Source organism: Xanthomonas sp. 3058, from assembly GCF_014199765.1.
GTDB lineage: Bacteria > Pseudomonadota > Gammaproteobacteria > Xanthomonadales > Xanthomonadaceae > Xanthomonas > Xanthomonas campestris_B.
This window is the reverse complement of sequence record NZ_JACHOF010000005.1, coordinates 120,082-140,188: the sequence shown is the minus strand read 5'-3', so window position 1 is coordinate 140,188 and position 20,107 is coordinate 120,082. Positions and strand designations below refer to the sequence as shown.

Below are 20,107 nucleotides of genomic sequence, written 5' to 3'. Positions count from 1 at the left end.
TCCATCCGTTTTTAGAGTTCTTCCATGGCACAAAAAAATGAAAAAATCGTCTTGACCGGCGCCGCAGGCCTGGTGGGACAGAACCTCATCGTCGAGCTGAAACAGCAGGGATATACCCAGCTGGTCGCCATCGACAAACATGAGCACAATCTCGAAATCCTGCGCAAACTCCATCCTGACGTGAAGACGGTATTGGCCGATCTCGCCGAACCTGGCCCCTGGACCGAAGCGTTTGCAGACGCCCGCCTGGTTGTGCAGTTGCATGCACAGATCACTGGAAAGTTCCCCAGCTTGTTCGATCGCAACAACCTGCAAGCGACAGAGCGCGTGCTGAAGGCATGTGCTGACCACCAGATCCCCTATATGGTGCACATCAGCTCTTCGGTGGTGAAGTCGGTTGCCACCGATGACTACACCGAAACCAAGAAGCTACAGGAAGAGATGGTACGTGCCAGCGGGATTCCTCATTGCGTGCTACGCCCAACGTTGATGTTCGGCTGGTTCGACCCCAAGCACCTGGGCTGGTTGTCGCGCTTCATGGCGCGCACCCCCGTATTCCCGATCCCAGGGGATGGCAAGTTCATGCGCCAACCTCTGTACGAGCGCGATTTCTGCCGCTGCATCGCCCAGTGCATCGAACGCGAACCTGCGGGTGATATCTACGATGTCGTCGGTGCTACGCGGGTGGACTATGTCGATATCATCCGCACCATCAAGCGCGTCAAGCAACTGCGTACGGTGATCGTGCATATCCCGATCGGCTTCTTTGCATTTCTGCTCCGAGTGTATAGCCTGTTCAGCAGTAAACCTCCATTCACTGCAGATCAGCTCAAGGCACTTTCGGCAGGCGATGACTTCAAAGGCGTGGATACGCAGGTGACCTTCGGCGTGACTCAGACTCCGTTCGAAGACGCCATCCGGGAGAGCTATACAGACCCGCGCTACAGCCACATCGTGCTGCAGCGCTGAGCAGACAGAACAAACGGGAAATATTGGAATGAGCAAACTTGCCATCATCGGCAGTGGCCCCATGGGCCTCATGGCAGCTCTGGAGCTGCTCAAACAAGGCCACATGGTCGACGTGTACGAGCGCGATGACCGCATCGGCGGCATGTCGGCCGACTTCGACTTCGACGGACTGCGCATCGAGCGTTACTACCACTTCATCTGCAAGACCGACTATCCGCTATTCAAGCTGCTCGATGAGATGCAGCTGTCCGACCGCCTGCATTGGACGGACACCAAGATGGGCTATTACTACGAAGGCAAGCTGCACAAATGGGGAACGCCATTCGCGCTGCTCGGCTTTCCCCACCTGGGATTGGTCGACAAGGTCCGTTATGCCCTGCACGTGATGCACACCAAAGGCATCAAGGACTGGGCCGCGCTGGACAAGGAAAACGCGCGCGACTGGATCACCCGCTGGATCGGGCCGAATGCCTACAAGGTAATGTGGGAAAAGGCATTCGCATTGAAATTCTTCGAATACCAGAACGACCTGTCCGCGTCATGGATCGGAACGCGCATCAAGCGCGTGGCGCTCTCGCGGCGAAACCTGCTGAATGAAAGCATGGGCTATCTGGAAGGTGGTTCGGCGGTGCTGCTAAACCGTATGGCCGAGGAAGTTCGTCGCCTGGGAGGCAACATCCTCTTAGGACAACCAATCGAGGAAGTCACGTCCGTAGCGGGCAAAGTGACCGGTATCCGCACGCCTGATGCACAACTGGCATACGACGGCGTGGTATCCACCGCACCGATCCAGTACGTGCCTAAGCTGGTACCTGGCTTGCCAAAGTCGTATGCCGACCAGGTCGGAGCGATAGAAAACATTCCCGTCGCTTGTGTAATCCTGAAACTTTCGCACCCGGTAAGCGAGAACTTCTGGATGAATATCAGCGATGAGCGCATCGCCATCCCGGGCTTGATCGAATACAGTAATCTCAATCCTGGTAAGGGACCAGGCGAACACATCGTGTACGCGCCGTACTACATGCCCAAGACCCATCCGAAGTGGCAGTGGAGCAATCAGCAACTCATCGATGAGGTCATCAGCTACCTGCCGATGATCAACTCGGCATTCAAACCCGAGTGGATCCGTGCGACACATTGCCACCGCTATGAATACGCACAGACAATCTGTCCCCCTGGCTTCCAGGACATGCTGCCATCAATGAAATCGCCGCTCGACGGGTTCTTCATGGCCGACACGGCTTATTACTACCCGGAAGACCGTTCGATCAACGAAAGCATTGCGGTCGGCCAGTCCTTGGCTCGTCTGGTGTCATCGACCACGGGCGGCAAGTGAAGACTCCAGTTCTATCCCGCCAGTTCGTGCTCTTCCTGGTCGCTGGCGGGTTTGCTGCGACGGTCAATATCGGCTCTCGCATCGCTCTCAGCCACTGGTTGCACTATGTGCCTGCGATTGTGCTCGCCTACTGCATGGGCATGGTCACCGCATTTACGCTCAACAAACTGTTCGTATTCAGCGACGCTGGGAACCGCCTTCACCACCAGGTGCTGTGGTTTGTTGCAATTAATCTCGCTGCCGTTGCGCAGACTATCGTGATCAGCCTGCTGTTCACGCTTTTGCTCTTGCCAGCTATCGGTATCGACTTCCATAACGAAACGATCGCGCACGCCATCGGCGTTGCTGTCCCGGTTATCACCAGTTACTTCGGGCACAAGCGCCTGTCATTCGCGTCGAACAGCATTGCAGAAGAGCACAACGGATACCACCGCAAATGATCCTATCTTCAAGTCAACCGATGGATCGTCAGTTCCAGACGCTTAAGGAGCGGATTGGGTTCTTTCTGGCCGTACTTTTTACGATCGCCTACAAGAGCAACGACGCGCTCAGCAATCCACAGTTCTGGGCAGAAGATGCCACTGTTTTTTTCAAGGATCAGTTCGGAAATGTGCTGCCTCAGCTATTCACCCCATATGCCGGTTACTTGCATGCCACACCCAGGGCAGTGGCATGGATCACGTCCTGGCTGCCTTCTGCGAAAGCGCCACTGATCTACAACGCCAGCGCCATCATTTTGAGCACAGTGGCGCTTACGCTGACCTGCAAGCGACTGCAGAGATACATTCCCGCCTGGATCGTTGCACTGGCCTTCCTTGCTGTACCGACCAGTGGCGAGATATTTGGCACTATCACCAACACGCAGTGGTTCCTGCAGTTTGCGCTAGCCGCCTACTGCCTTGCACCGGCAGAGCAAAGCGGCACGTTACGTACCTCCTTGCTGCGCGCGCTTGGCATCCTCACCATTGCATTGACTGGTCCCTTTTCCATCTTGCTGTTGATCGTCATCGTAGGAATGTTCGCTGCCAGCTTGGCCGCCAAGCGCTCTACCATCGATCCGTTCGATGGTGCCCTGAGTGACTTCCTCAGCACCCGCGATTGGTACATATTTTCGGCTTTGGCGCTTGGCGCAGTGTTGCAGGCAGCTGTACTGCTCACCAGCCCCCCGGCAGAGAGCGGAATACAGCATGACGTGCTGCCGACACTCAAGATCACCTTCACTGAGTTAGTGCCAATCCATATCTTTGGCAGCGACTTTCTGACGGGAACTGCCTGGCTCCTTCTGTATGCACTGCTAATCGGTACGCTGCTGCTTTCCAGGAAGATCGACGGGCGCGCCCGCCTGATCGTCATGGGATTCATCGCATTTGCCGCGATCGAAGTGTTTGCGCCCGTTGTCCGAATGAAAGATTTCTCTCCCCTTTACGGACTCGCGGCGGCGGACCGCTATTTCTATCTTGCCAAGGTGATCTGGTGGTGGGCAGTATGGCTGGCGCTCTCTGGCGCCAGCCGCCGCAGCCGGTGGAACGCCACGGTGATGACCTCTGCGCTGATCTGCTTGTTCGCTCTCACCAATCAGCAGTATCTACGACGAACTGCGTTTGTCGATTATGCGTGGCGTGGTCATGCCAAACAACTAGACCTGCCCGGCCCACATACAGTTCCAGTCAATCCTCCAGGATGGGGTATCACCGTCGAAACCCCGACAACCAAGGAGGTAAAATGAGCAGCTGTTCGCAGCGCAGCCGAACCAGGATCCATCCGAGCTGGCAGTTGAGCAGTCCACGCACACTCGGTCGGCTGGTCATCTACCGATTGATCCTAAGCAATAGCATGATGACATGCAGCGCGCTGACTCAACAGATTTCTCAGAAATAATGAGTCCGATGAAGACTCCCGTGCTTTCCCAGCAATTCGTAAGATTTGTGGCTGTCGGCGGTTTCGCCTCGGCGGTGAACTTTGGCTCGCGTATTGCGCTCAGTCAGTGGCTGCACTATGTCCCTGCGATCGCTGTCGCTTTTTGTATTGGCATCATCACTGCCTTCACGCTCAACAAGCTGTTCGTGTTCAACCAAGCCAGTAACCGCCTCCACCACCAAGTGCTCTGGTTCATCGCAATCAACATCGCTGCCCTCGCACAGACGATTCTAGTCAGTCTGCTGCTTGCAAAATGGCTGCTGCCAACGATTGGCTTAGATTTCCACAACGAGACGATTGCGCATGCAATCGGCGTGGTCGTGCCTGTCGTCACCAGTTATCTTGGCCACAAGAAATTTTCATTTCGCTCATGAGTCACTCGACTGATCCCGCCCGGCCACGACACCGATGGCGGAGCGTATCAGCGATAAGTCGTAACAACGACTGCCAACAGACACTCATCTGATCTAGGCAACTCCAAGCGCAAGGTCAGGTTGGAAAGCGGCGTTGATTGGATATACGGTCGCTCTGACGTTACCTAACATGCGCCGGCACCGCATCCGTGCGGTGGACGGTAAGCATCGCCGGAGTGCAAAGCAACTGCCCAGTACCATCGGTTTGGATGACCCTGATCTGAGCATCCGACGGCAGCTGTCGAACGTCGAGATACGCCTCGAATCCAGCATGTTCGAGACCAGGATGCTTGAAGTAATCGGCGACATCGGGTCGAGAAACGCGGCTCGCAGGCAGAATATGCGAGGTCGAATCGCGCGCAGTCACGAGCAAGGCTATCCCCTTGTTCGGCTTGCCTTTGGCACCATCGATAACTCCCCACCCCCTGATAACAACCATGCCAGCCGGCAAGTCCATTGCCACAGCCGTGACTTTACGGCGATCGACATCTTCGATGTTGCAGTTACCGCCCGTCTTGTACGCCGAGGGCCCAGGGCTCTGCTTCCACGCGCCGGCAAGCACTGCGTCAGCCTCGGCCGTGGGTGGTATATCCAGTCGTGCAAACGAGACGCGATAGTGCAGATCCCACAGGAATCTTGTCCCACTGCCGCCAGCCACATTGAATGCGACCACGCGACGTTTGCTGAGCAGATCCTGGCGATACGTTGAACCAAGGGCTACAAAATCTTTGGCATCGGCGACAGTAGGCGAAAGCAGAAACCCGGTCTGGGTCATACCCGCGACCAGCCTGAAATCAGCTGTTTCGCCGCTTTCATAGCGCACCCTCAACGAAAGCTTTGGCGGCTTATAAAGCATCGAGAAGAGCTTACCAGCGAGGGTTTGCCTGATCTCCATCGTGACCCACACCGGCTGATCCGACCCGACTACGGCGACTTCTTGACCCATCGAAGCATCCACCTGCTCCGGCGTCTGCGGTTTCAGTGCCGGCTTGCCCGGATTGGTTCGCTCAAGGATCGCGTATCCACCATTGATCGCCTTGGGCGTGAAACTGCCGAGCAATGAGAGCCAACTCATGCCGTCTTCGAGCGCGGGATAACGATGATCGATAGGATCGACATTGAAATAAACGCGTGGCGGCGGGTCGCTGGCCAAATGGGCTGCATTCGCCTTCAGCAAACTGGGTGTGTAAGCCGAGTAGCTTTGCAGGATCGGGCGTGGCTTCCACACCGCCCCCGCGGCGATCAAGGATCCAACATCCCACGGATAGACGTCAGCGACTCCTTTGTACCCCATAAATGGTGGCCGTGCGCCTAAATGCGCGGCCATGTTCTTGAACTGGACCTGTAGTAAACCCGGCTGCGAGAGCCGCACCCAGATGCCATGCGCCGGCTTGCGCACCATCTCCGCCAACCGAGCCGTCGAGGTATCCCAGCTGACCGGCATGTACGTACTGCTGATCAGGCCCCACCCCACCAGGCTTGCGACAAATGCAAACGCGGCTTTCTTGCCGCGGTCCTGCGTTAGGCAAAGAAGAAGCCCGATATAGACTAGAGCGACCGCCGAAACCAACGCGTGCGCGTCGTGCCTGACGAAACCGGACTTGAAGGCAATAAAAAGATAGGCTGAGATCAGGATCGGGGCGTACCAATGCCTGCGGCACCAGGCAAGCCCGCTGACTCCAAGCAAAAGTACGCCGAAGGCAATGAAAACAGCAAGTTCGCGCCAATGCCCCTGCACCGACATGCCGTCGATGTATCCAGAGATGATGGGTGCCTGGGCGATGACGTAGCGCGGTAGGTCTGCCAGCATCTGCCCGGCGATCAACCACGCAGACACCATGGCGAACAACTCTACGGCGATGATCATGATCGCGGTTCTTGGCGACGATCGCCAGCAAACAATCATCCCGATTATTGTCGCAAACACCATCAAGACACTGAAATTCCCCTTTACCAACGGTAATATTCCAATGGCGGCCGCCAGCACGCACAGCGTCACCGTATACGGTCTACCTCGTTCCATGCCGCGTGTAACGACGTAGGGCAGCAGCAAAGGCAGGAACAAGAAAACAGCATCGCGCCCCCATCCCAGGCTGATGACCACCGGCAGCAATAGCAGCAACATGCGCCGGCGCGGAGGTACGATTGCGAACAGACAGGCAAAGAGTGCAATCGCAATAAGCAACGAACCGCCAATCATCAGGCCGTCAGTGGCGGGGTAATAGACCAATGTGTAGACAGATGCCAACGGGCCAAACGTGAAGATAATGTCTGATCCGAAACGCAGATGCTCCGCCGTGGCGACATTCATCGCATAGGCCCATGCCCCATCAAGGCCCGCAAAAGGCATGGCCGGGGTGAACGGAGTCACCATTAACACAGTCAGTATGCAAGCAAGCACCGAGGCAATCCGGCCCCAGATCATTGTCGACTCGTCACCATTTTTCACGCTGCCGCTTTCCATGACTTCCTCGCTGTCTCGCTTGACCCACCGTACGCACAAATGAACTTGACCGTGCACGTGCGCCGGCGTTGACGCGTTGAACACCTCCGCCACACCACGCGTCCGTATCGCTTACACCAAAGAGTGGCAGTGCGATCGAAGGCAAGTTTTTTCACTCTGTAACTTTAAACCACTAAACGACCTAATTGCGCTGCCAGCCAGGGTGATTCCACTCCAAGGGTCCGTGCATATGGAGGCAAAAACCATTGACCCGGCCAAACGGCAACGTAAGCCCCTCCAGCTCAGCTTGGCGCCAGTGTGCGCAGCTTGCGCCTGATTCTTTGCGCGACTGACGCCTTCTTGCGTACGGTGAAAAAGCCCTGTGGCAAAAGGCTTGGGTCATCAACAAACTCGATCGTCTGAGCCAGCGATCCGATCTCCCTCTCAACGAAGGCAGGCGGCATAGCGGCCCAGCCATAGTTCGACGCATCCAAGACGTCTGCATTTCCCGCCACGGCCGCGTAAACATACTTCCCCGCAGCATACCGGCGGCGAGCATCAGCCGGGTCGGGAAACATGCCAGCGTAGTCCTCTTCGTAGCGATTGCGATCACTCTGTTTGAGTGCGCAAGCCTGGCAGAGTTCGAGAAAATGATCCGTTGTGGTGGTCATTACCAGCGTTCCACCGGGCGCGAGCACCCGCATCAGTTCGGGCAGCCAGAATTTCGCCGACGCCTCAGAAAGATGAGAAAAGACCGAAAAAGCGTAGATCACGTCAAAAACGCCATCATTATGGGCAAGACGTGCATTGGAGCCGACACAGCTTAGATTTCCCGGAACACCTGTAGAGCGAGCCACGTCGAGAATGGCCTCGTCGACATCGACGCCATACAGGTTGGACGGGTCCACGTCATTGAGAAAGAACCGGATGATGCGCCCCCAGCCGACACCGAAATCGAGCACCCGGGAATTGCTTCGGAGCGGGTAGCTGCCAGCCTTGACAATCTTATAGAACGTAAACGCCTCGGCCAACGCGACTTCGTTGGATTTACCGACAAAAACCTCCTGCTGATACACAGAAGGAAATCCGGGCAATCCCAGTGATGGGTCATCTATCGAGCGAAGAATACGCTCGTACCACTGCTGATCATCCATTTCGTCACTCCGTCAATAAAAAATCAGCAAGGCAACACGGCAATACCCTGCCTATCGTAATCATCATGGCAAAGCGGCACGCCAGGCAAACGCGTGGTACTGGCGTAAAAGCCGGCCTGTTCGACCCAGAGTACAAACAACCGTTCGATTACATGCGCGAGAGTTGCATCACGCTGCCCGGCCTCGGGGTCGAATTCGCTCAATCCTATGTTCCTTGCACGAAGCGCAGCCAGTGCGGCGGGCCGGAACCAGAACATCGTGCCGGCGAAAAATCCTAAACGGATGCGCGCGTCGTCGACACCTGTCTCGGCGGCGAGTACCCGCAGGCGCTCCTCGTTCCCACCCCAGAACCGCGCATTGCCAAGGTAAGCAGTTTCCGGACCCACGATTCCACACATCGGATCATCATCAAAAGCACGGAGAATTTTCAGGACAGTGAGCGATGAGCCGAGCAAGGACTTCATCAGTTCGTTACGCCACTGGTCTCCACCATCGTGGTAGACGCTTTTCTTCGAATGGATTTTGCAGACCGCATCGTAGCGATCGAGTAGGCCAGCGTTGAGCAGACTGACAAACGGACCGACGTCTCGTCCGATGTTTGGGTGGATGAATACAAACGCCCGGATGTTGTGTTGCTGAAAATACCCGACCGCGATGCGGCGATCCGCAATCGACTTAACGGATACGAAAATATCGTGATCCACGATTACATTGCGCATGTATCCGCAGATCGGATCGATCAAATCAATATGGAACAAATGCAGGACGATTGCCACGCGCGCATGCAGGCTCCCCGCGTCGATCGCGCCCACACCATAACGCTCAAGCTCATCCGGAGTAGGAGCGTCGCGGTCCCCTGTAATGATCGGCATGGTGTTCTTGCGTGTCTGCCGCATCCGCGCGACCTCACGCTCGACCATCGCACGCGCATCATCATCGGCAATCAGCCGTGTCAACTCCAGATCCAGAACGCCCAATGGATCGTCACGAAGCACTTCGCTCTTGATGAAGCCGAAACGGCGATACAGCTCATCCCAGTGGTAATGCGCGGGATTGGCCATGAGCACCCCTTGCTTGCTCGGCGCTGCGATCAGCACGTTCACACCATCGCGTAAGCGTTTGCGCTTTATTCTTGTCGCTGCCACCTGCTTTGCGGCTTCATCAGGTTGATACGCAACGCCGAGCTTGGCGCCGTGCGTGAGCAGCCATTGAGTCAAACCGACCTCATAGGAAAGGATGATTTCCCACTTATCGTCCAGGACGCGGACATTCCTCCAGAACCGGTCGAAGTAGTGACTGAAAAAAGCATTCTTGCGAAATACAAGGAAGTAGGACTGGAGGTGACGACTGACCTGTAACGACTCTGTCATCCCCCAAACATCACATTCGACATCGCGCATCTGTGCGAATGCCTTCCCGATGCCGCCCCGGTCGATCGTGACCACACTGTCATTGGCAATGATCAGCTCGTCGTAGGAATACAGCGCCTCGACGGCGAAGATGCCGGTACGAAATGAGTAGAAGTCATAGCCGACGTTTTCACGCACGATCACCTTGATCCTGTCATCCAGATTCAAAGCCTGTTCGGGCGCCAGCCGTGTCGACACCAACACGATCCGCTGGGCATGCAACAGCAACTCATCGAGCAGGCGCCGAGTGAAGTCGCTAAGCAAGCCTTCGGCGTCGAAGTGCGCGACGACCGCAACACGACGCACCGCCGTCATCGAGTCCATACCTGATGGACCTGGACGGCGAACGCACGAAACCGCGGAAACGGACGCAATACCTTTCCGATTAGCGAACGAACCCGAGAAGGCTTGATGAGTGGCGTTTCTAGCGGCTTGGCGCGCCGCAACTCCGCAGAGAGCAGAACCACTTCGTTGACGAGACGGTCGCGATCATCCAACAATTCCGTGGTGCGTTCGCCACCGAGCGCGCGAAGCAGCTTACCGTCGTTGAAGAGTTTGTCCAAATCGGGACGCCCGCCGGTCACTGCAGCATGCGTCGCCTCAAGATAGGCCAAGCCATGCTTCAGATCAGGCTCGAGATGGCAACCTTCTCCCCATTCATTCCAGGCATTGATGAAGATCAGTTGATCTGCAGGCGCATTGTTGATGCGTGTGTAATCGACCAGCTGACTTAGCCAATACTGATAAAGCGATGGCGAGGAATCCAACAGGATGTGGGAAGTATGCTGACGCCTTGCGGTATTGTCCCACGAGGGAACAATTCCGCGGTACCAGCGAAAATCAGGCTTCTCGCGACTGATGGACTGTGCAACGACCTTGCGATAGTCGGCCATGCCACCCCGAAACTCCGGATTGAGCATCTCGACCTGGTGAGTCACGCGATTTTCAGCACCGAGAAAGGTATGGGGAGGAAATTCGACGGCAGCATCGAAACCCCAATCGCGTGGATCAACAATTCCATAGAACTGCACGGCGACCAGATGAATCTCGCCGATGCCATGATGCCGCGCGACTTCGCGCCAGCGCTCTGCCGTCCGCTTTGAATCCGGGAACAGGTCTGCTCGATAGACCAGCAACATCGGCTTCCCATCTACCCGGATCGCTCGCCGATCGCTCAGCAACGGCAGGATGTCCTCGAGGAACCGGCGGTCTTCATCCTCACCGTGCTTCTGCTCCAGCAGGACGTCCTTCTCCATGCCGTCCCAGGTCCGGGTCCAGTTTTCGTTCGCCCAACAGATGCAGAAAGGAAACTCGATATCGCTCTTCAGGTAATTGTCGATCGGCAGCTCGAGGATACGGCGCCCATCGAACCAATAATAATAAAAACAGAACCCATGAACACCGTACAGCTTCGCAAGCTCGGCTTGCGCCCGCATGTTGTCGACAAGGCGCAGATCATAGAACCCAAGCTCACGAGGAACATGCGGCTGATAGTGACCAACGAAGTTCGGCCTGCCCTTAGCGACGTTGGTCCATTCCGTGAAACCGGGGCCCCACCATTCAGAGTTCTCAGCGACCGGATGGTACTGCGGCAGATAAAAAGCAATTGGCTTTACAGTCGACATTGTCACCCCAAAATTTCGGACAGGTCCCGGTTGACGAGACATCATTCAGGATGTAAGCAGAAACCCCCGCCACAGACCTGTTGATCATATATCGCCAGGAAATCCCTGGCCTTTGCACCGTTGACAGCGGGTCTGCTGCCAAGGCGCGCGGTAAGTTCATGTCCTGATCAGCGACGCCACCAGCGCTGTTGCAGAAGCACCTTATCCAGCTTTTGATCATTACTCTCTAAACGCGGCATCACCATGGCCTTGATCTCATTGATAGCTTGTGTCCGTTCTTCGGCAATTTTTCGCTGCAGCTCTTCAGAAGCCACCGAATCCCGTAAAAGCTGCTGAACCTGCTGCTCCAACTGTTGGGCATGCAGGAGATGCTGCTGGGACTGCTGAGCGTGCTGTTGAGCCTGTTGCTCAAGTTGCTGAACCTGTTGCTGAGTCTGTTGCTGCTGCGTCTCAACCTGTTGTGTCAGGTGTACAACTTGGCCCCGCGCATCTTCGAGTCCGGCGTAGACACGAGCGAGTTCTTCAATGTTTTTGATGTTGCGACCAAGCACGTCGAATAAGCGATTGATCGGCGCAAACGCGCCCGCCGCAGCGGCCCCTGCCAGTTCCAATAACGCGGGATTACGTTGGTCGCCAACCAAAAGCACACCAAGCCCATGCGTATGGGTGAACTCGAATGCAGGATATTGCTGGCTGATTTCAGCCCAGTACTGCCAAACGCCAAAGCCGCGCTCTCGCACACACGTATCGTGGAATAGCACAACTCCACGCTTGGTAAGCTTGGGGAGCCACGTCTCAAAATCTTCGCGAACCGCCTCGTAGGTGTGCAACCCATCAATGTGCAACAGGTCGATAGAGTCATCGGCAAAGTAGCCAAGCGCTTCATTAAAGCGCATCCGCAACATCTCAGAAATTCCGGGATAATTCCGCTGTTGATAGTCGCGTAATTCGTTATAGATATCGTCGCCATAAAATCCGGCGTGTTCGTCGCCCTCCCAACTATCGACTGCGAATACGCGAGACGTAAGCTCCTGCTCTTCAATCGCCTGACAGAAGGCGAGAAAGGATGCACCACTATGCGTACCGAGCTCCACGATTGACTGTGGACGGAGCTGCTCCACAAGCCAAGATGCGAAGGGAACATGCCCCAGCCACGCACTGAAGGGCACCGATCGTGGAGCGACCAGCATGCTGGAAGTTAATGGAAAATTGATCATGAAACCGTCTAATTATCGAAAGAAGAAATGGAATCCCTACCGGGTGATGCAGCCGCTAGAAAAGCACCAATATCGCCAGAGCACAGAAGGGACTCGAAAGCACGGATTTTTTCGATCGGCCAGTCCCACCAACGAATCGCCAACAATCGCGCGATGACCTTCTCGTCAAAGCGCATGCGCACCACGCGCGCGGGATTACCAGCGACGACTGCATAGGGCGGCACATCCTTGCTGACAACCGCCCCAGCGCCGATGCATGCACCGTCACCCACGGTCACGCCGGAAACCACCATGGCGCCGTGCCCGATCCACACGTCATTGCCTATGATTGTCGGACCCTTGGTGTGCGGGTGCCCGTCCTGACCGGCACCCGGGGAGTTCAGTGCAATCCGCAGGGGATAAGTGGTAATCCAGTCCAGACGATGTTCGCCGCCACCGAAGATAAGCACATCATCGGCGATCGAACAAAATGCACCAATATCAATGCGCTCTCCCTCACTCCACACTTTCAATTGCGGAGTTCCGTATGTGAAGCGACCGATGGAAATGCGCGGGTCGTTCGTCATCAAGGGCGGAATGAATCCATAGTCCTCGGTCACGGACGGCTGAGCAGATAGGTCGCTCATGTTGTGGTGCCCGTCCGCTTCATCGTCACCTCATCGAACGGAATACCCACCAATCCATAGCGCAAACGGGGCGATGCAACACGAATCAAGACCGCATCATGCAGCCAGGCATGCTGGGTGTTGGCATACGGATCTCCATCAGCAATGGACACCGTCATGGAGTATTCGCCATTGGGCAAAAGTGGCAAGGTAAAGCGGAAGGAAGCTTCCAAACCGGTATCGGCCTCGACCTGCATGGGCGGTTGCACGTAGGTATAGGTGTGCTCGCCGAACAACGACTGACCGAGACGGTCCTTTACGAAGAAACCGATTAGCGGGCTTTCGAGCGGTTGGTGTGCAGTGGCCCGAACCTTCAATACAACGTCTTCGCCACCGGCGAAAGAAGTAAAGGGCTCACCTCGATCATTGCAGAGTGTCACCGAGTCGATACTGGCAACGCCAGACTGCCATCCACCGGAGTTGGCTACGTTGTCGAACAGCTCAACCTTCAAATCCTTTTCAATCCGCACCGGAGACGGTGTCTTTTTCTCGCCTTTTTCTGCTTGGCGCGACTGCAATTTAACAGTGTCACCATAAACTTCCTGGGAGCAGTATTCGATGTAAGCGTTGCAGGTATCCTGCGCCGTGCCATGCATACGCATTTCACCACGATCCAGCCAGACGGCGCTCTGGCAAAAATTCAGCACGGAAGATGTGTCATGACTGACGAACAGGAGCGTGCCGTTTTCGCGGAACTTGCGCAGGAAGCGCATACATTTTTGCACGAAGATGGCATCACCTACCGCCAAGGCTTCGTCGATCACCAGTATGTCGGCGTCTACGTGAGCAATCACAGCGAATGCCAGTCGCACGTACATGCCGCTTGAGTATGTTTTGACCGGCTGCTCTAAGAAGTCTCCGATATCGGCGAATGCAACGATGTCGTCATATTTGCTGTCGACCTCCTCGCGTGACAAGCCGAGGATTGACGCGCTCATATACACATTCTCGCGCCCCGTAAACTCAGGGTTGAAGCCAGCGCCGAGCTCCAGCAATGCGGCGACACGGCCACGCACAGCAACCTCGCCGGTGGTTGGCTGCAGGGTGCCGCAGATGATCTGCAGCAAGGTGGACTTACCGGATCCGTTACGCCCAATGATGCCCACCGTATCGCCACGACGCACTTCGAAGTTAACGCCCTTGAGCGCCCAGAACTCTCGATAATGAATATGACCAGGCTTGCCCAAGAAACGTGACAGACGCGGAAGGATCGCCTGTTTGAGCCGATCCTGCGGTTGCGAGTAGACCTGAAAACATTTCGTGACATCCGATACGCGGATCGCCAACTCTGCCTGATTTTCGACTGATTGTTTAGATGACATCGGCAAATCCTCGGCGCAGCTTCTGAAAGCAGAGATAGCCAAGCCAAGCCAAGAACGCGGCAAAGACTGTGTACTTAGACAACCCGACAAAATCGGGCGCGACATTCCATATCAGCACATTCCTCGCCTGCTCAATGATGAAGGTGAGCGGATTGAGGTAGATCCACTTACGAATGCCCTCGGGCAGCGAAGTGACAGGGTAGAAAACTGGCGCCAGGAACAACAATATTGTTGTCAAAATGCCGGTCATCTGCCCAATGTCGCGCACAAAAACACCGAGTGCAGACAGCATCCAGGCCAACCCCATCGTCAGCATCACCAACGGGAACAGCACCAGTGGGAGATACATTACTGTCACGGGCAACGTTCCGCGGATCAACAACTGCGCAAGCAGCAATACCGCAAGTGATACCATCGCGTGAAACAGCGCCGCCCCCATTGCCACCCAGGGAAGCGTTTCTAGCGGAAACACGACACGTTTGACGTAGCTCGCATTTCCTACAATCAAGGTAGGAGCGCGATTCACGCATTCCGCGAAAATGCCATGCACCAAGATTCCCGCAAACAAAATTATTGCGAAATCGCCTTTATGCGCCGTCTCCACACCCCAGCGCGCATTGAAAACGACCGAAAACACAAACGTGTAGACGGCAAGCATCAGTAGCGGATTAAAGAACGACCAAGCCAGGCCCATCAGCGAGCCGCGGTACCGGCTGATGACTTCTCGCTTGGCCAGCTGGTAAATGAGCACGCGATTGCTGATAAAGCTGCGCACCATTGCCGAGGGAGAACCCGAGGCAGCGATGGAAGAAGACATCATTTGGTTCATGTGGCAGCTCCACTGAGCGCCCGCTCCAAATCCACCCGCAAATCCCCCACATCCTCAACGCCCACACTCAGCCGCACCAGCGCATCGCTGATGCCGAGATTCGTGCGCCGTTCTACCGGAATGGAGGCGTGGGTCATCACAGCCGGATGGTTCACCAGGCTCTCCACACCACCGAGGGACTCGGCCAGGGTGAACAGTTCGGTCTTTTCGCAAAACCGCTTGGCTGCGTCGAAGCCGCCCTTGAGCACGATCGAGACGATGCCGCCGAAACCTGACATCTGGCGTGTGGCGAGCGCGTGCTGCGGGTGCGAGGCGAGGCCGGGGTAGATCACTTTCTCGACGGCGGGATGGGTTTCCAGCCACTGGGCCAGCGCCAGCGCGTTCTCGCAATGCGCGCGCATCCGCAGCGGCAGGGTCTTGAGGCCACGCAAGGCGAGGAAGCTGTCGAACGGGCCTTGCACGCCACCGATGGAGTTTTGCAGGAAAGCCATCTGTTCGGCCAGTTCGGCGTTGTCGCCGACCACCGCGATGCCGCCGACCATGTCCGAGTGACCGTTGAGATACTTGGTGGCCGAGTGCACGACGATGTCGGCACCCAATCCGAGCGGGCGTTGCAGCATCGGCGAGGCGAAGGTGTTGTCGACCACGATCAGCAGGCCGTGCTTGCGCGCGATGGCGACAATCGCAGCGATGTCGACCAGCTTGAGCATCGGGTTGGTCGGGGTTTCGATCCACACCATCTTGGTGTCGGGACGAATCGCGGCTTCGAAGGCGGCCGCATCGGTCAGATCGACGAAACTGAAATCCAGGCCGGCGGTGCGGCGACGTACGCGCTCGAACAAACGGAACGTGCCGCCATACAGGTCGTCCATCGCCACCACGTGGCTGCCGGCGTCCAGCAATTCCATCACCGTGGAGGTGGCGGCCATGCCGGAGGCGAATGCGAACGCGCGCGTACCGCCCTCCAGCGACGCGACGCAGCGCTCATGGGCGAAACGCGTGGGGTTATGGGTGCGCGAATACTCAAAGCCCTGATGCTCGCCCGGGCTGGATTGCGCATAGGTGGACGTTGCGTAGATCGGCGGCATCACTGCCCCGGTGCTGGGGTCCGGCGACTGCCCTCCATGGATCGCCCGCGTGGCAAGCGAGAGTTCGCGCTCGCCATCGTGGCTAGTTGTGGTGCGATTGGACATGGAGGTTCCCGGAAAAGTGGCGAATTGTAACAAGCAGGTCTGAACGGCCAATGCCGCGCGTCTCACTGACACGCGCGGGCTTGCGCGATCACTGCACGCGACGGCGCAGGTAGTTGAGCAGATCGATGCGGGTGATCAGGCCCAGGAACTGGTTGCCGTCCATGACGATGGCGACCTGGCCGCGATCGAACACCGGCAGCAGCGCTTCGATCGGGGAGGCGACATCCAGGCGATCGAGCTTGCTGACCATCGCGGTGGAAATCGGGTCGCGGAAGCGCGCCTCGTCGCCATACACATGCAGCAGCACGTCGCTTTCGTCGACGATGCCGACCAGCTCGCCGTCGTCGATCACCGGTAGCTGCGAGACGTCATACAGCTTCATGCGCTGATAGGCGGTGGTCAGCAGGTCCTTCGGGCCGACCACCACGGTGTCGCGCTTGTTGTAGGGGCGCAGGATCAGGTCGCGTAGATCGCCGTGCTGCGGGCGCTCCAGGAAACCGTTGTCCAGCATCCAGTAGTCGTTGTACATCTTGGACAGGTACTTGTTACCGGTATCGCAGACGAATACCAGCACGCGCTTGGGCGTGGTCTGCTCGCGGCAATACTTCAGTGCTGCCGCCAGCAGGGTGCCGGTGGACGAGCCGCCCAGGATGCCCTCCTTGGCCAGCAACTCGCGCGCGGTGTGGAAGCTTTCCGCGTCGCTGATCGAATAGGCCTTCTTGACCCGCGAAAAATCCGAGATATCCGGCAGGAAGTCCTCGCCGATGCCCTCGACCAACCAGCTGCCGGACTTTTCGCTGACTGTGCCCTCTTCGATGTACTGGGTCAGGATCGAGCCGACCGGGTCGGCCAGCACCAGTTCGGTACGCGGCGAGGCCGTGGCGAAGGCGCGCGACAGCCCGGTCATGGTGCCGGAGCTGCCGCAACCGAACACGATCGCGTCCAGGTCGCCGTCCATCTGCGCCAGGATTTCCGGACCGGTGCCGAATTCGTGCGCGGCCGGGTTGTCCGGGTTGCCGAACTGGTTGATGAAGTAGGCGCCGGGCGTGTCGGAAGCGATCTTGGCGGCCAGGTCCTGGTAGTACTCCGGATGGCCCTTGGCCACGTCCGAACGGGTCAGCACCACCTGGGCGCCCATGGCCTTGAGGTTGAAGATCTTCTCGCGGCTCATCTTGTCCGGCACCACCAGGATCAAGTGGTAGCCCTTTTGCTGCGCGACCAGCGCCAGCCCCAGACCGGTGTTGCCGGCGGTGCCTTCGACCAGGGTTGCGCCGGGCTTCAGATCGCCACGGCGTTCGGCCGCTTCAATCATCGACAGACCGATGCGGTCCTTGATCGAGCCACCGGGGTTGGCCGCCTCCAGCTTGAGGAACAGCTCGCAGACGCCAGTGTCCAGGTGCTGTGCCTTGACGATCGGCGTGTTGCCGATCAGTTCGAGTACGGAGGAATGGATCGCCATCGGGGATATGTCACTGCGTCGCGCGGGGCTTGGCCGCCCATTATCCGACGAACGGCTAGGGAATGCTCACTCAGGCTGGAAGCGAACGCGCCCGCGCATGAACAAGCGGGCTCGGCAAACGCGCGCAACGCGCCGCAGCCACGCAGAACAAAAGACGCGGACGGTGGCAAGCCGACGAGGAGGCCGCCACCGCCCGCGACGGTGAACTTGTTCTAACGGTGGGGAAGGATCAGTGGGTGCGCTGGTCGTACATCCGGGTGAGCTTTTCTTTGGCCTGCAATTTCTCGCGTTTCATCTGGCCCAAGGTCACGTCATCGATGGGAAGCACCCCGAGTTCGGCATCCATGCATTTCTTGTTCAAGAGCTTGTGGCGTTGGTAGAGCTGCTTGAACTCGGGATCGGACTTGACCAATGCGTCGATTTCGGTCTGCGGTTGCCCTTCGAACATGGCGTTACCTCCTTCACTTAAAACAAGAACGCCCCGGCCGCTGGCGGCACGGGGCGCTGCTTGGGGATGGAAGACTCGCGGATCACGTCAGCAAGGACCACAACGGCAAGCGCACAGGCAGAACCAGACACCTTTCCACCCGATTGCGTTGATGCGCGCCCTTGCGTCACTGGCCCGGCCCTCCGTACATCCAGGCAGCGGAGTTGCTGCCCGGATGTACGACCCTACGCCGGTCGCGGAGGGGGTTCAAGGCCGGAACGGCCGCTTTTGCCGTTCCCTGTACCAATCAGTGACCGCGGTTCAACCGGGCGTCATGCCCGGGTTAAAAGCCCTTAACTTCCAAACAGTTGCATCATGGCGCGACAACGACCTCGGCAGCGCGGCTCTTGCTGGCTGCGGCCTTGGTGCCACTGACCTGCACCCGTGCACTGGCGACACCGGCGGCAACCAGGGCGTCGCGCACGGCTTCTGCCCGCTTCTTGGCCGTTGCGGGATCGGTGTCGTAGCCGACGATGCTGACCCGGCCTTTCTTGCCGATGTTCAGATACTCGGCCAACGCCTTGGCCTGGCCTGTGGCATCGCCAGACAATGCAGCCTTGCCGCCGAACGCACCGCTGCCCAACGAAAACACTTCGCCGCGGCTATCGAACTTGGCAGACGGCAGTTTCGCCCCGGCCACCAGTTCGGCTTCTTCGTGCGCCAGTTGCACGGCCTTTTGCTGCGCCGCATTGAGCTTGGCGGTCTGCTTGCCGGCCACGCTGGTCAGCGCCAGCTCGGCGTCCTGGCGGGCCAGGGTTTCCTGCTCGGCCGCCTGACGCATGCGCTCGGCCTCTTCGGCCTGGATCTGGGTCTGCACGCGCAGGCGCTCGGCCTCCTGCCGGGCGCGCGAGGCATCACGGCGACTGGCTTCGATCAGCAGATCGTTGCGGGTGCTTTCCAGCCGGTCCAGTTCGCGCCGCGCCAGCGCCGTGCGGGCAGTAAGCTCGGCGATCTCGACCCGACGATCGGCCAGAAACACCAGTTCGTCGCGGTCGCGCCGCTTGGCCTCGGCCAGGGCGGCCACACTTTGCTGCGCCTGCAGCCGCTCGAAGCGGGCCACCTCGCTGGTCTGCGGATCGTTCTGCAGCATCGCCAGGCGTCGGTTGAGCGCGTCGGCCTGCGGGTCGTCCTTGGCGGCCATCGCCGATAGCGGCAATGTCGCCAGACTCAGCACACCGATGTAGAGGAATGGACGCAGGTTCATCGGCCGCCCTCCCCGGTGTTGAGGCTGTTCTGCAACTGCGCCACTTCCTTGCGCCGCTGTTCCAGCTGGGCGCTGACCACAGCTTCTTCGCTGCGCGCCTTGGCCAGATCGGCATCGGCGGCCGCACGCAGCGCGATCTGCGGCACCTGCTTGCGCTGGCGCCTGTCCAGTTGAGCCTGCTGGGCCTGCATCAATTCCTGGCGGGCCAGATTGACCAGATCAGGGGCGTATTGGTCGGCATCGGCCTGGGTGGCGCGTTGCACGGCCTGTTCGGCAGCGGTGAGCTCCGGCGCCACCTGGGCGGCAACCGGAGAGGAAAGAACCATGAAACAGGCGATGCCACACAGGGATCGCCGCAAGTATGCGAAGCTAGCCGTCATTAGGGGAGCCGTAGCGAGAAGTCTCGATCGCGGCCATTGTCGGAAGCCTGCGGCGGACTTGCAACGAGACGCTGCTGTTTGTTGG

Annotated in this window: 18 protein-coding genes; 5 read left to right on the top strand and 13 right to left on the bottom strand. The window is 57.8% G+C overall.

Annotated elements, in window-relative coordinates; all coding sequences use genetic code 11:
* Window positions 1-24: 24 nt before the first annotated feature.
* From GGR61_RS09370 to GGR61_RS09350, 5 genes are all read left to right on the top strand, one after another.
* Window positions 25-969 carry an NAD-dependent epimerase/dehydratase family protein gene (locus GGR61_RS09370; protein WP_184621228.1) on the top strand — a complete coding sequence of 315 codons (945 nt, stop codon included), beginning with the start codon at window positions 25-27 and terminating at the stop codon, window positions 967-969.
* A 28-nt stretch (window positions 970-997) separates the two neighbouring features.
* Window positions 998-2,305, top strand: coding sequence for an NAD(P)/FAD-dependent oxidoreductase (locus GGR61_RS09365; protein WP_184621227.1), 1,308 nt, complete (start codon window positions 998-1,000; stop codon window positions 2,303-2,305).
* The gene (locus GGR61_RS09360) at window positions 2,302-2,745 is read left to right on the top strand and encodes a GtrA family protein (protein ID WP_184621226.1); all 444 of its coding nucleotides are present in this window, start codon (window positions 2,302-2,304) and stop codon (window positions 2,743-2,745) included. Before GGR61_RS09365 ends, GGR61_RS09360 begins: the two co-directional genes overlap by 4 nt.
* 20 nt (window positions 2,746-2,765) lie before the next feature.
* Window positions 2,766-4,031, top strand: a complete 1,266-nt coding sequence (locus GGR61_RS09355; protein ID WP_184621225.1) for a hypothetical protein — start codon at window positions 2,766-2,768, stop codon at window positions 4,029-4,031.
* Between the two features lie 172 nt (window positions 4,032-4,203).
* Entirely contained in the window at window positions 4,204-4,596 is a 393-nt protein-coding gene (locus tag GGR61_RS09350) for a GtrA family protein (RefSeq protein ID WP_184621277.1), read from the top strand.
* 160 nt (window positions 4,597-4,756) lie between these two features.
* Here the strand turns inward: GGR61_RS09350 and GGR61_RS09345 are convergent, their stop codons facing one another.
* From GGR61_RS09345 to GGR61_RS09285, 13 genes are all read right to left on the bottom strand, one after another.
* Window positions 4,757-7,099, bottom strand: a complete 2,343-nt coding sequence (locus tag GGR61_RS09345; protein WP_184621224.1) for a hypothetical protein — start codon at window positions 7,097-7,099, stop codon at window positions 4,757-4,759.
* A 281-nt stretch (window positions 7,100-7,380) separates the two neighbouring features.
* Complete coding sequence (locus GGR61_RS09340; RefSeq protein WP_184621223.1) at window positions 7,381-8,232, bottom strand: class I SAM-dependent methyltransferase; 852 nt, start codon at window positions 8,230-8,232, stop codon at window positions 7,381-7,383.
* 23 nt (window positions 8,233-8,255) lie between these two features.
* Window positions 8,256-9,965: a rhamnan synthesis F family protein gene (locus tag GGR61_RS09335; protein WP_260287368.1), complete on the bottom strand. Its 1,710-nt coding sequence runs from the start codon at window positions 9,963-9,965 to the stop codon at window positions 8,256-8,258.
* On the bottom strand, window positions 9,953-11,266 hold the full coding sequence (locus GGR61_RS09330; RefSeq protein WP_184621222.1) for a glycoside hydrolase family 99-like domain-containing protein: 1,314 nt from the start codon (window positions 11,264-11,266) through the stop codon (window positions 9,953-9,955). The genes GGR61_RS09335 and GGR61_RS09330 overlap by 13 nt, the downstream gene beginning before the upstream one ends.
* A 167-nt stretch (window positions 11,267-11,433) precedes the next feature.
* A complete protein-coding gene (locus GGR61_RS09325) occupies window positions 11,434-12,483 on the bottom strand; it encodes a class I SAM-dependent methyltransferase (protein ID WP_184621221.1) in 1,050 nt (349 codons plus the stop codon).
* A gap of 8 nt (window positions 12,484-12,491) precedes the next feature.
* Window positions 12,492-13,109 (bottom strand): CatB-related O-acetyltransferase, encoded by a 618-nt coding sequence (locus GGR61_RS09320; protein WP_184621220.1) that lies wholly within the window; start codon window positions 13,107-13,109, stop codon window positions 12,492-12,494.
* Entirely contained in the window at window positions 13,106-14,470 is a 1,365-nt protein-coding gene (locus GGR61_RS09315; protein ID WP_184621219.1) for an ABC transporter ATP-binding protein, read from the bottom strand. The genes GGR61_RS09320 and GGR61_RS09315 overlap by 4 nt, the downstream gene beginning before the upstream one ends.
* On the bottom strand, window positions 14,460-15,299 hold the full coding sequence (locus GGR61_RS09310) for an ABC transporter permease (protein ID WP_184621218.1): 840 nt from the start codon (window positions 15,297-15,299) through the stop codon (window positions 14,460-14,462). The genes GGR61_RS09315 and GGR61_RS09310 overlap by 11 nt, the downstream gene beginning before the upstream one ends.
* Window positions 15,296-16,492, bottom strand: coding sequence for a cystathionine gamma-synthase (locus GGR61_RS09305; RefSeq protein ID WP_184621217.1), 1,197 nt, complete (start codon window positions 16,490-16,492; stop codon window positions 15,296-15,298). Before GGR61_RS09305 ends, GGR61_RS09310 begins: the two co-directional genes overlap by 4 nt.
* Window positions 16,493-16,580: 88 nt before the next feature.
* Window positions 16,581-17,951: a pyridoxal-phosphate dependent enzyme gene (locus GGR61_RS09300; RefSeq protein ID WP_184621216.1), complete on the bottom strand. Its 1,371-nt coding sequence runs from the start codon at window positions 17,949-17,951 to the stop codon at window positions 16,581-16,583.
* 229 nt (window positions 17,952-18,180) lie between these two features.
* The gene (locus GGR61_RS09295; RefSeq protein ID WP_168957165.1) at window positions 18,181-18,399 is read right to left on the bottom strand and encodes a YdcH family protein; all 219 of its coding nucleotides are present in this window, start codon (window positions 18,397-18,399) and stop codon (window positions 18,181-18,183) included.
* Window positions 18,400-18,751: 352 nt separating this feature from the next.
* Window positions 18,752-19,642 carry a hypothetical protein gene (locus GGR61_RS09290; protein WP_184408819.1) on the bottom strand — a complete coding sequence of 297 codons (891 nt, stop codon included), beginning with the start codon at window positions 19,640-19,642 and terminating at the stop codon, window positions 18,752-18,754.
* A complete protein-coding gene (locus tag GGR61_RS09285) occupies window positions 19,639-20,022 on the bottom strand; it encodes a DUF4398 domain-containing protein (RefSeq protein WP_326520625.1) in 384 nt (127 codons plus the stop codon). The genes GGR61_RS09290 and GGR61_RS09285 overlap by 4 nt, the downstream gene beginning before the upstream one ends.
* Between the last annotated feature and the right edge of the window lie 85 nt (window positions 20,023-20,107).

Bases quoted from the DNA above. Each gene is read 5' to 3' on its own strand.
- GGR61_RS09370 (WP_184621228.1), top strand. From the start codon at position 25: ATGGCACAAAAAAATGAAAAAATCGTCTTGACCGGCGCCGCAGGCCTG.
- GGR61_RS09365 (WP_184621227.1), top strand. From the start codon at position 998: ATGAGCAAACTTGCCATCATCGGCAGTGGCCCCATGGGCCTCATGGCA.
- GGR61_RS09355 (WP_184621225.1), top strand. From the start codon at position 2,766: ATGGATCGTCAGTTCCAGACGCTTAAGGAGCGGATTGGGTTCTTTCTG.
- GGR61_RS09345 (WP_184621224.1), bottom strand. From the start codon at position 7,099: ATGGAAAGCGGCAGCGTGAAAAATGGTGACGAGTCGACAATGATCTGG.
- GGR61_RS09340 (WP_184621223.1), bottom strand. From the start codon at position 8,232: ATGGATGATCAGCAGTGGTACGAGCGTATTCTTCGCTCGATAGATGAC.
- GGR61_RS09335 (WP_260287368.1), bottom strand. From the start codon at position 9,965: ATGGACTCGATGACGGCGGTGCGTCGTGTTGCGGTCGTCGCGCACTTC.
- GGR61_RS09330 (WP_184621222.1), bottom strand. From the start codon at position 11,266: ATGTCGACTGTAAAGCCAATTGCTTTTTATCTGCCGCAGTACCATCCG.
- GGR61_RS09325 (WP_184621221.1), bottom strand. From the start codon at position 12,483: ATGATCAATTTTCCATTAACTTCCAGCATGCTGGTCGCTCCACGATCG.
- GGR61_RS09320 (WP_184621220.1), bottom strand. From the start codon at position 13,109: ATGAGCGACCTATCTGCTCAGCCGTCCGTGACCGAGGACTATGGATTC.
- GGR61_RS09315 (WP_184621219.1), bottom strand. From the start codon at position 14,470: ATGTCATCTAAACAATCAGTCGAAAATCAGGCAGAGTTGGCGATCCGC.
- GGR61_RS09310 (WP_184621218.1), bottom strand. From the start codon at position 15,299: ATGAACCAAATGATGTCTTCTTCCATCGCTGCCTCGGGTTCTCCCTCG.
- GGR61_RS09305 (WP_184621217.1), bottom strand. From the start codon at position 16,492: ATGTCCAATCGCACCACAACTAGCCACGATGGCGAGCGCGAACTCTCG.
- GGR61_RS09300 (WP_184621216.1), bottom strand. From the start codon at position 17,951: ATGGCGATCCATTCCTCCGTACTCGAACTGATCGGCAACACGCCGATC.
- GGR61_RS09295 (WP_168957165.1), bottom strand. From the start codon at position 18,399: ATGTTCGAAGGGCAACCGCAGACCGAAATCGACGCATTGGTCAAGTCC.
- GGR61_RS09290 (WP_184408819.1), bottom strand. From the start codon at position 19,642: ATGAACCTGCGTCCATTCCTCTACATCGGTGTGCTGAGTCTGGCGACA.
- GGR61_RS09285 (WP_326520625.1), bottom strand. From the start codon at position 20,022: ATGACGGCTAGCTTCGCATACTTGCGGCGATCCCTGTGTGGCATCGCC.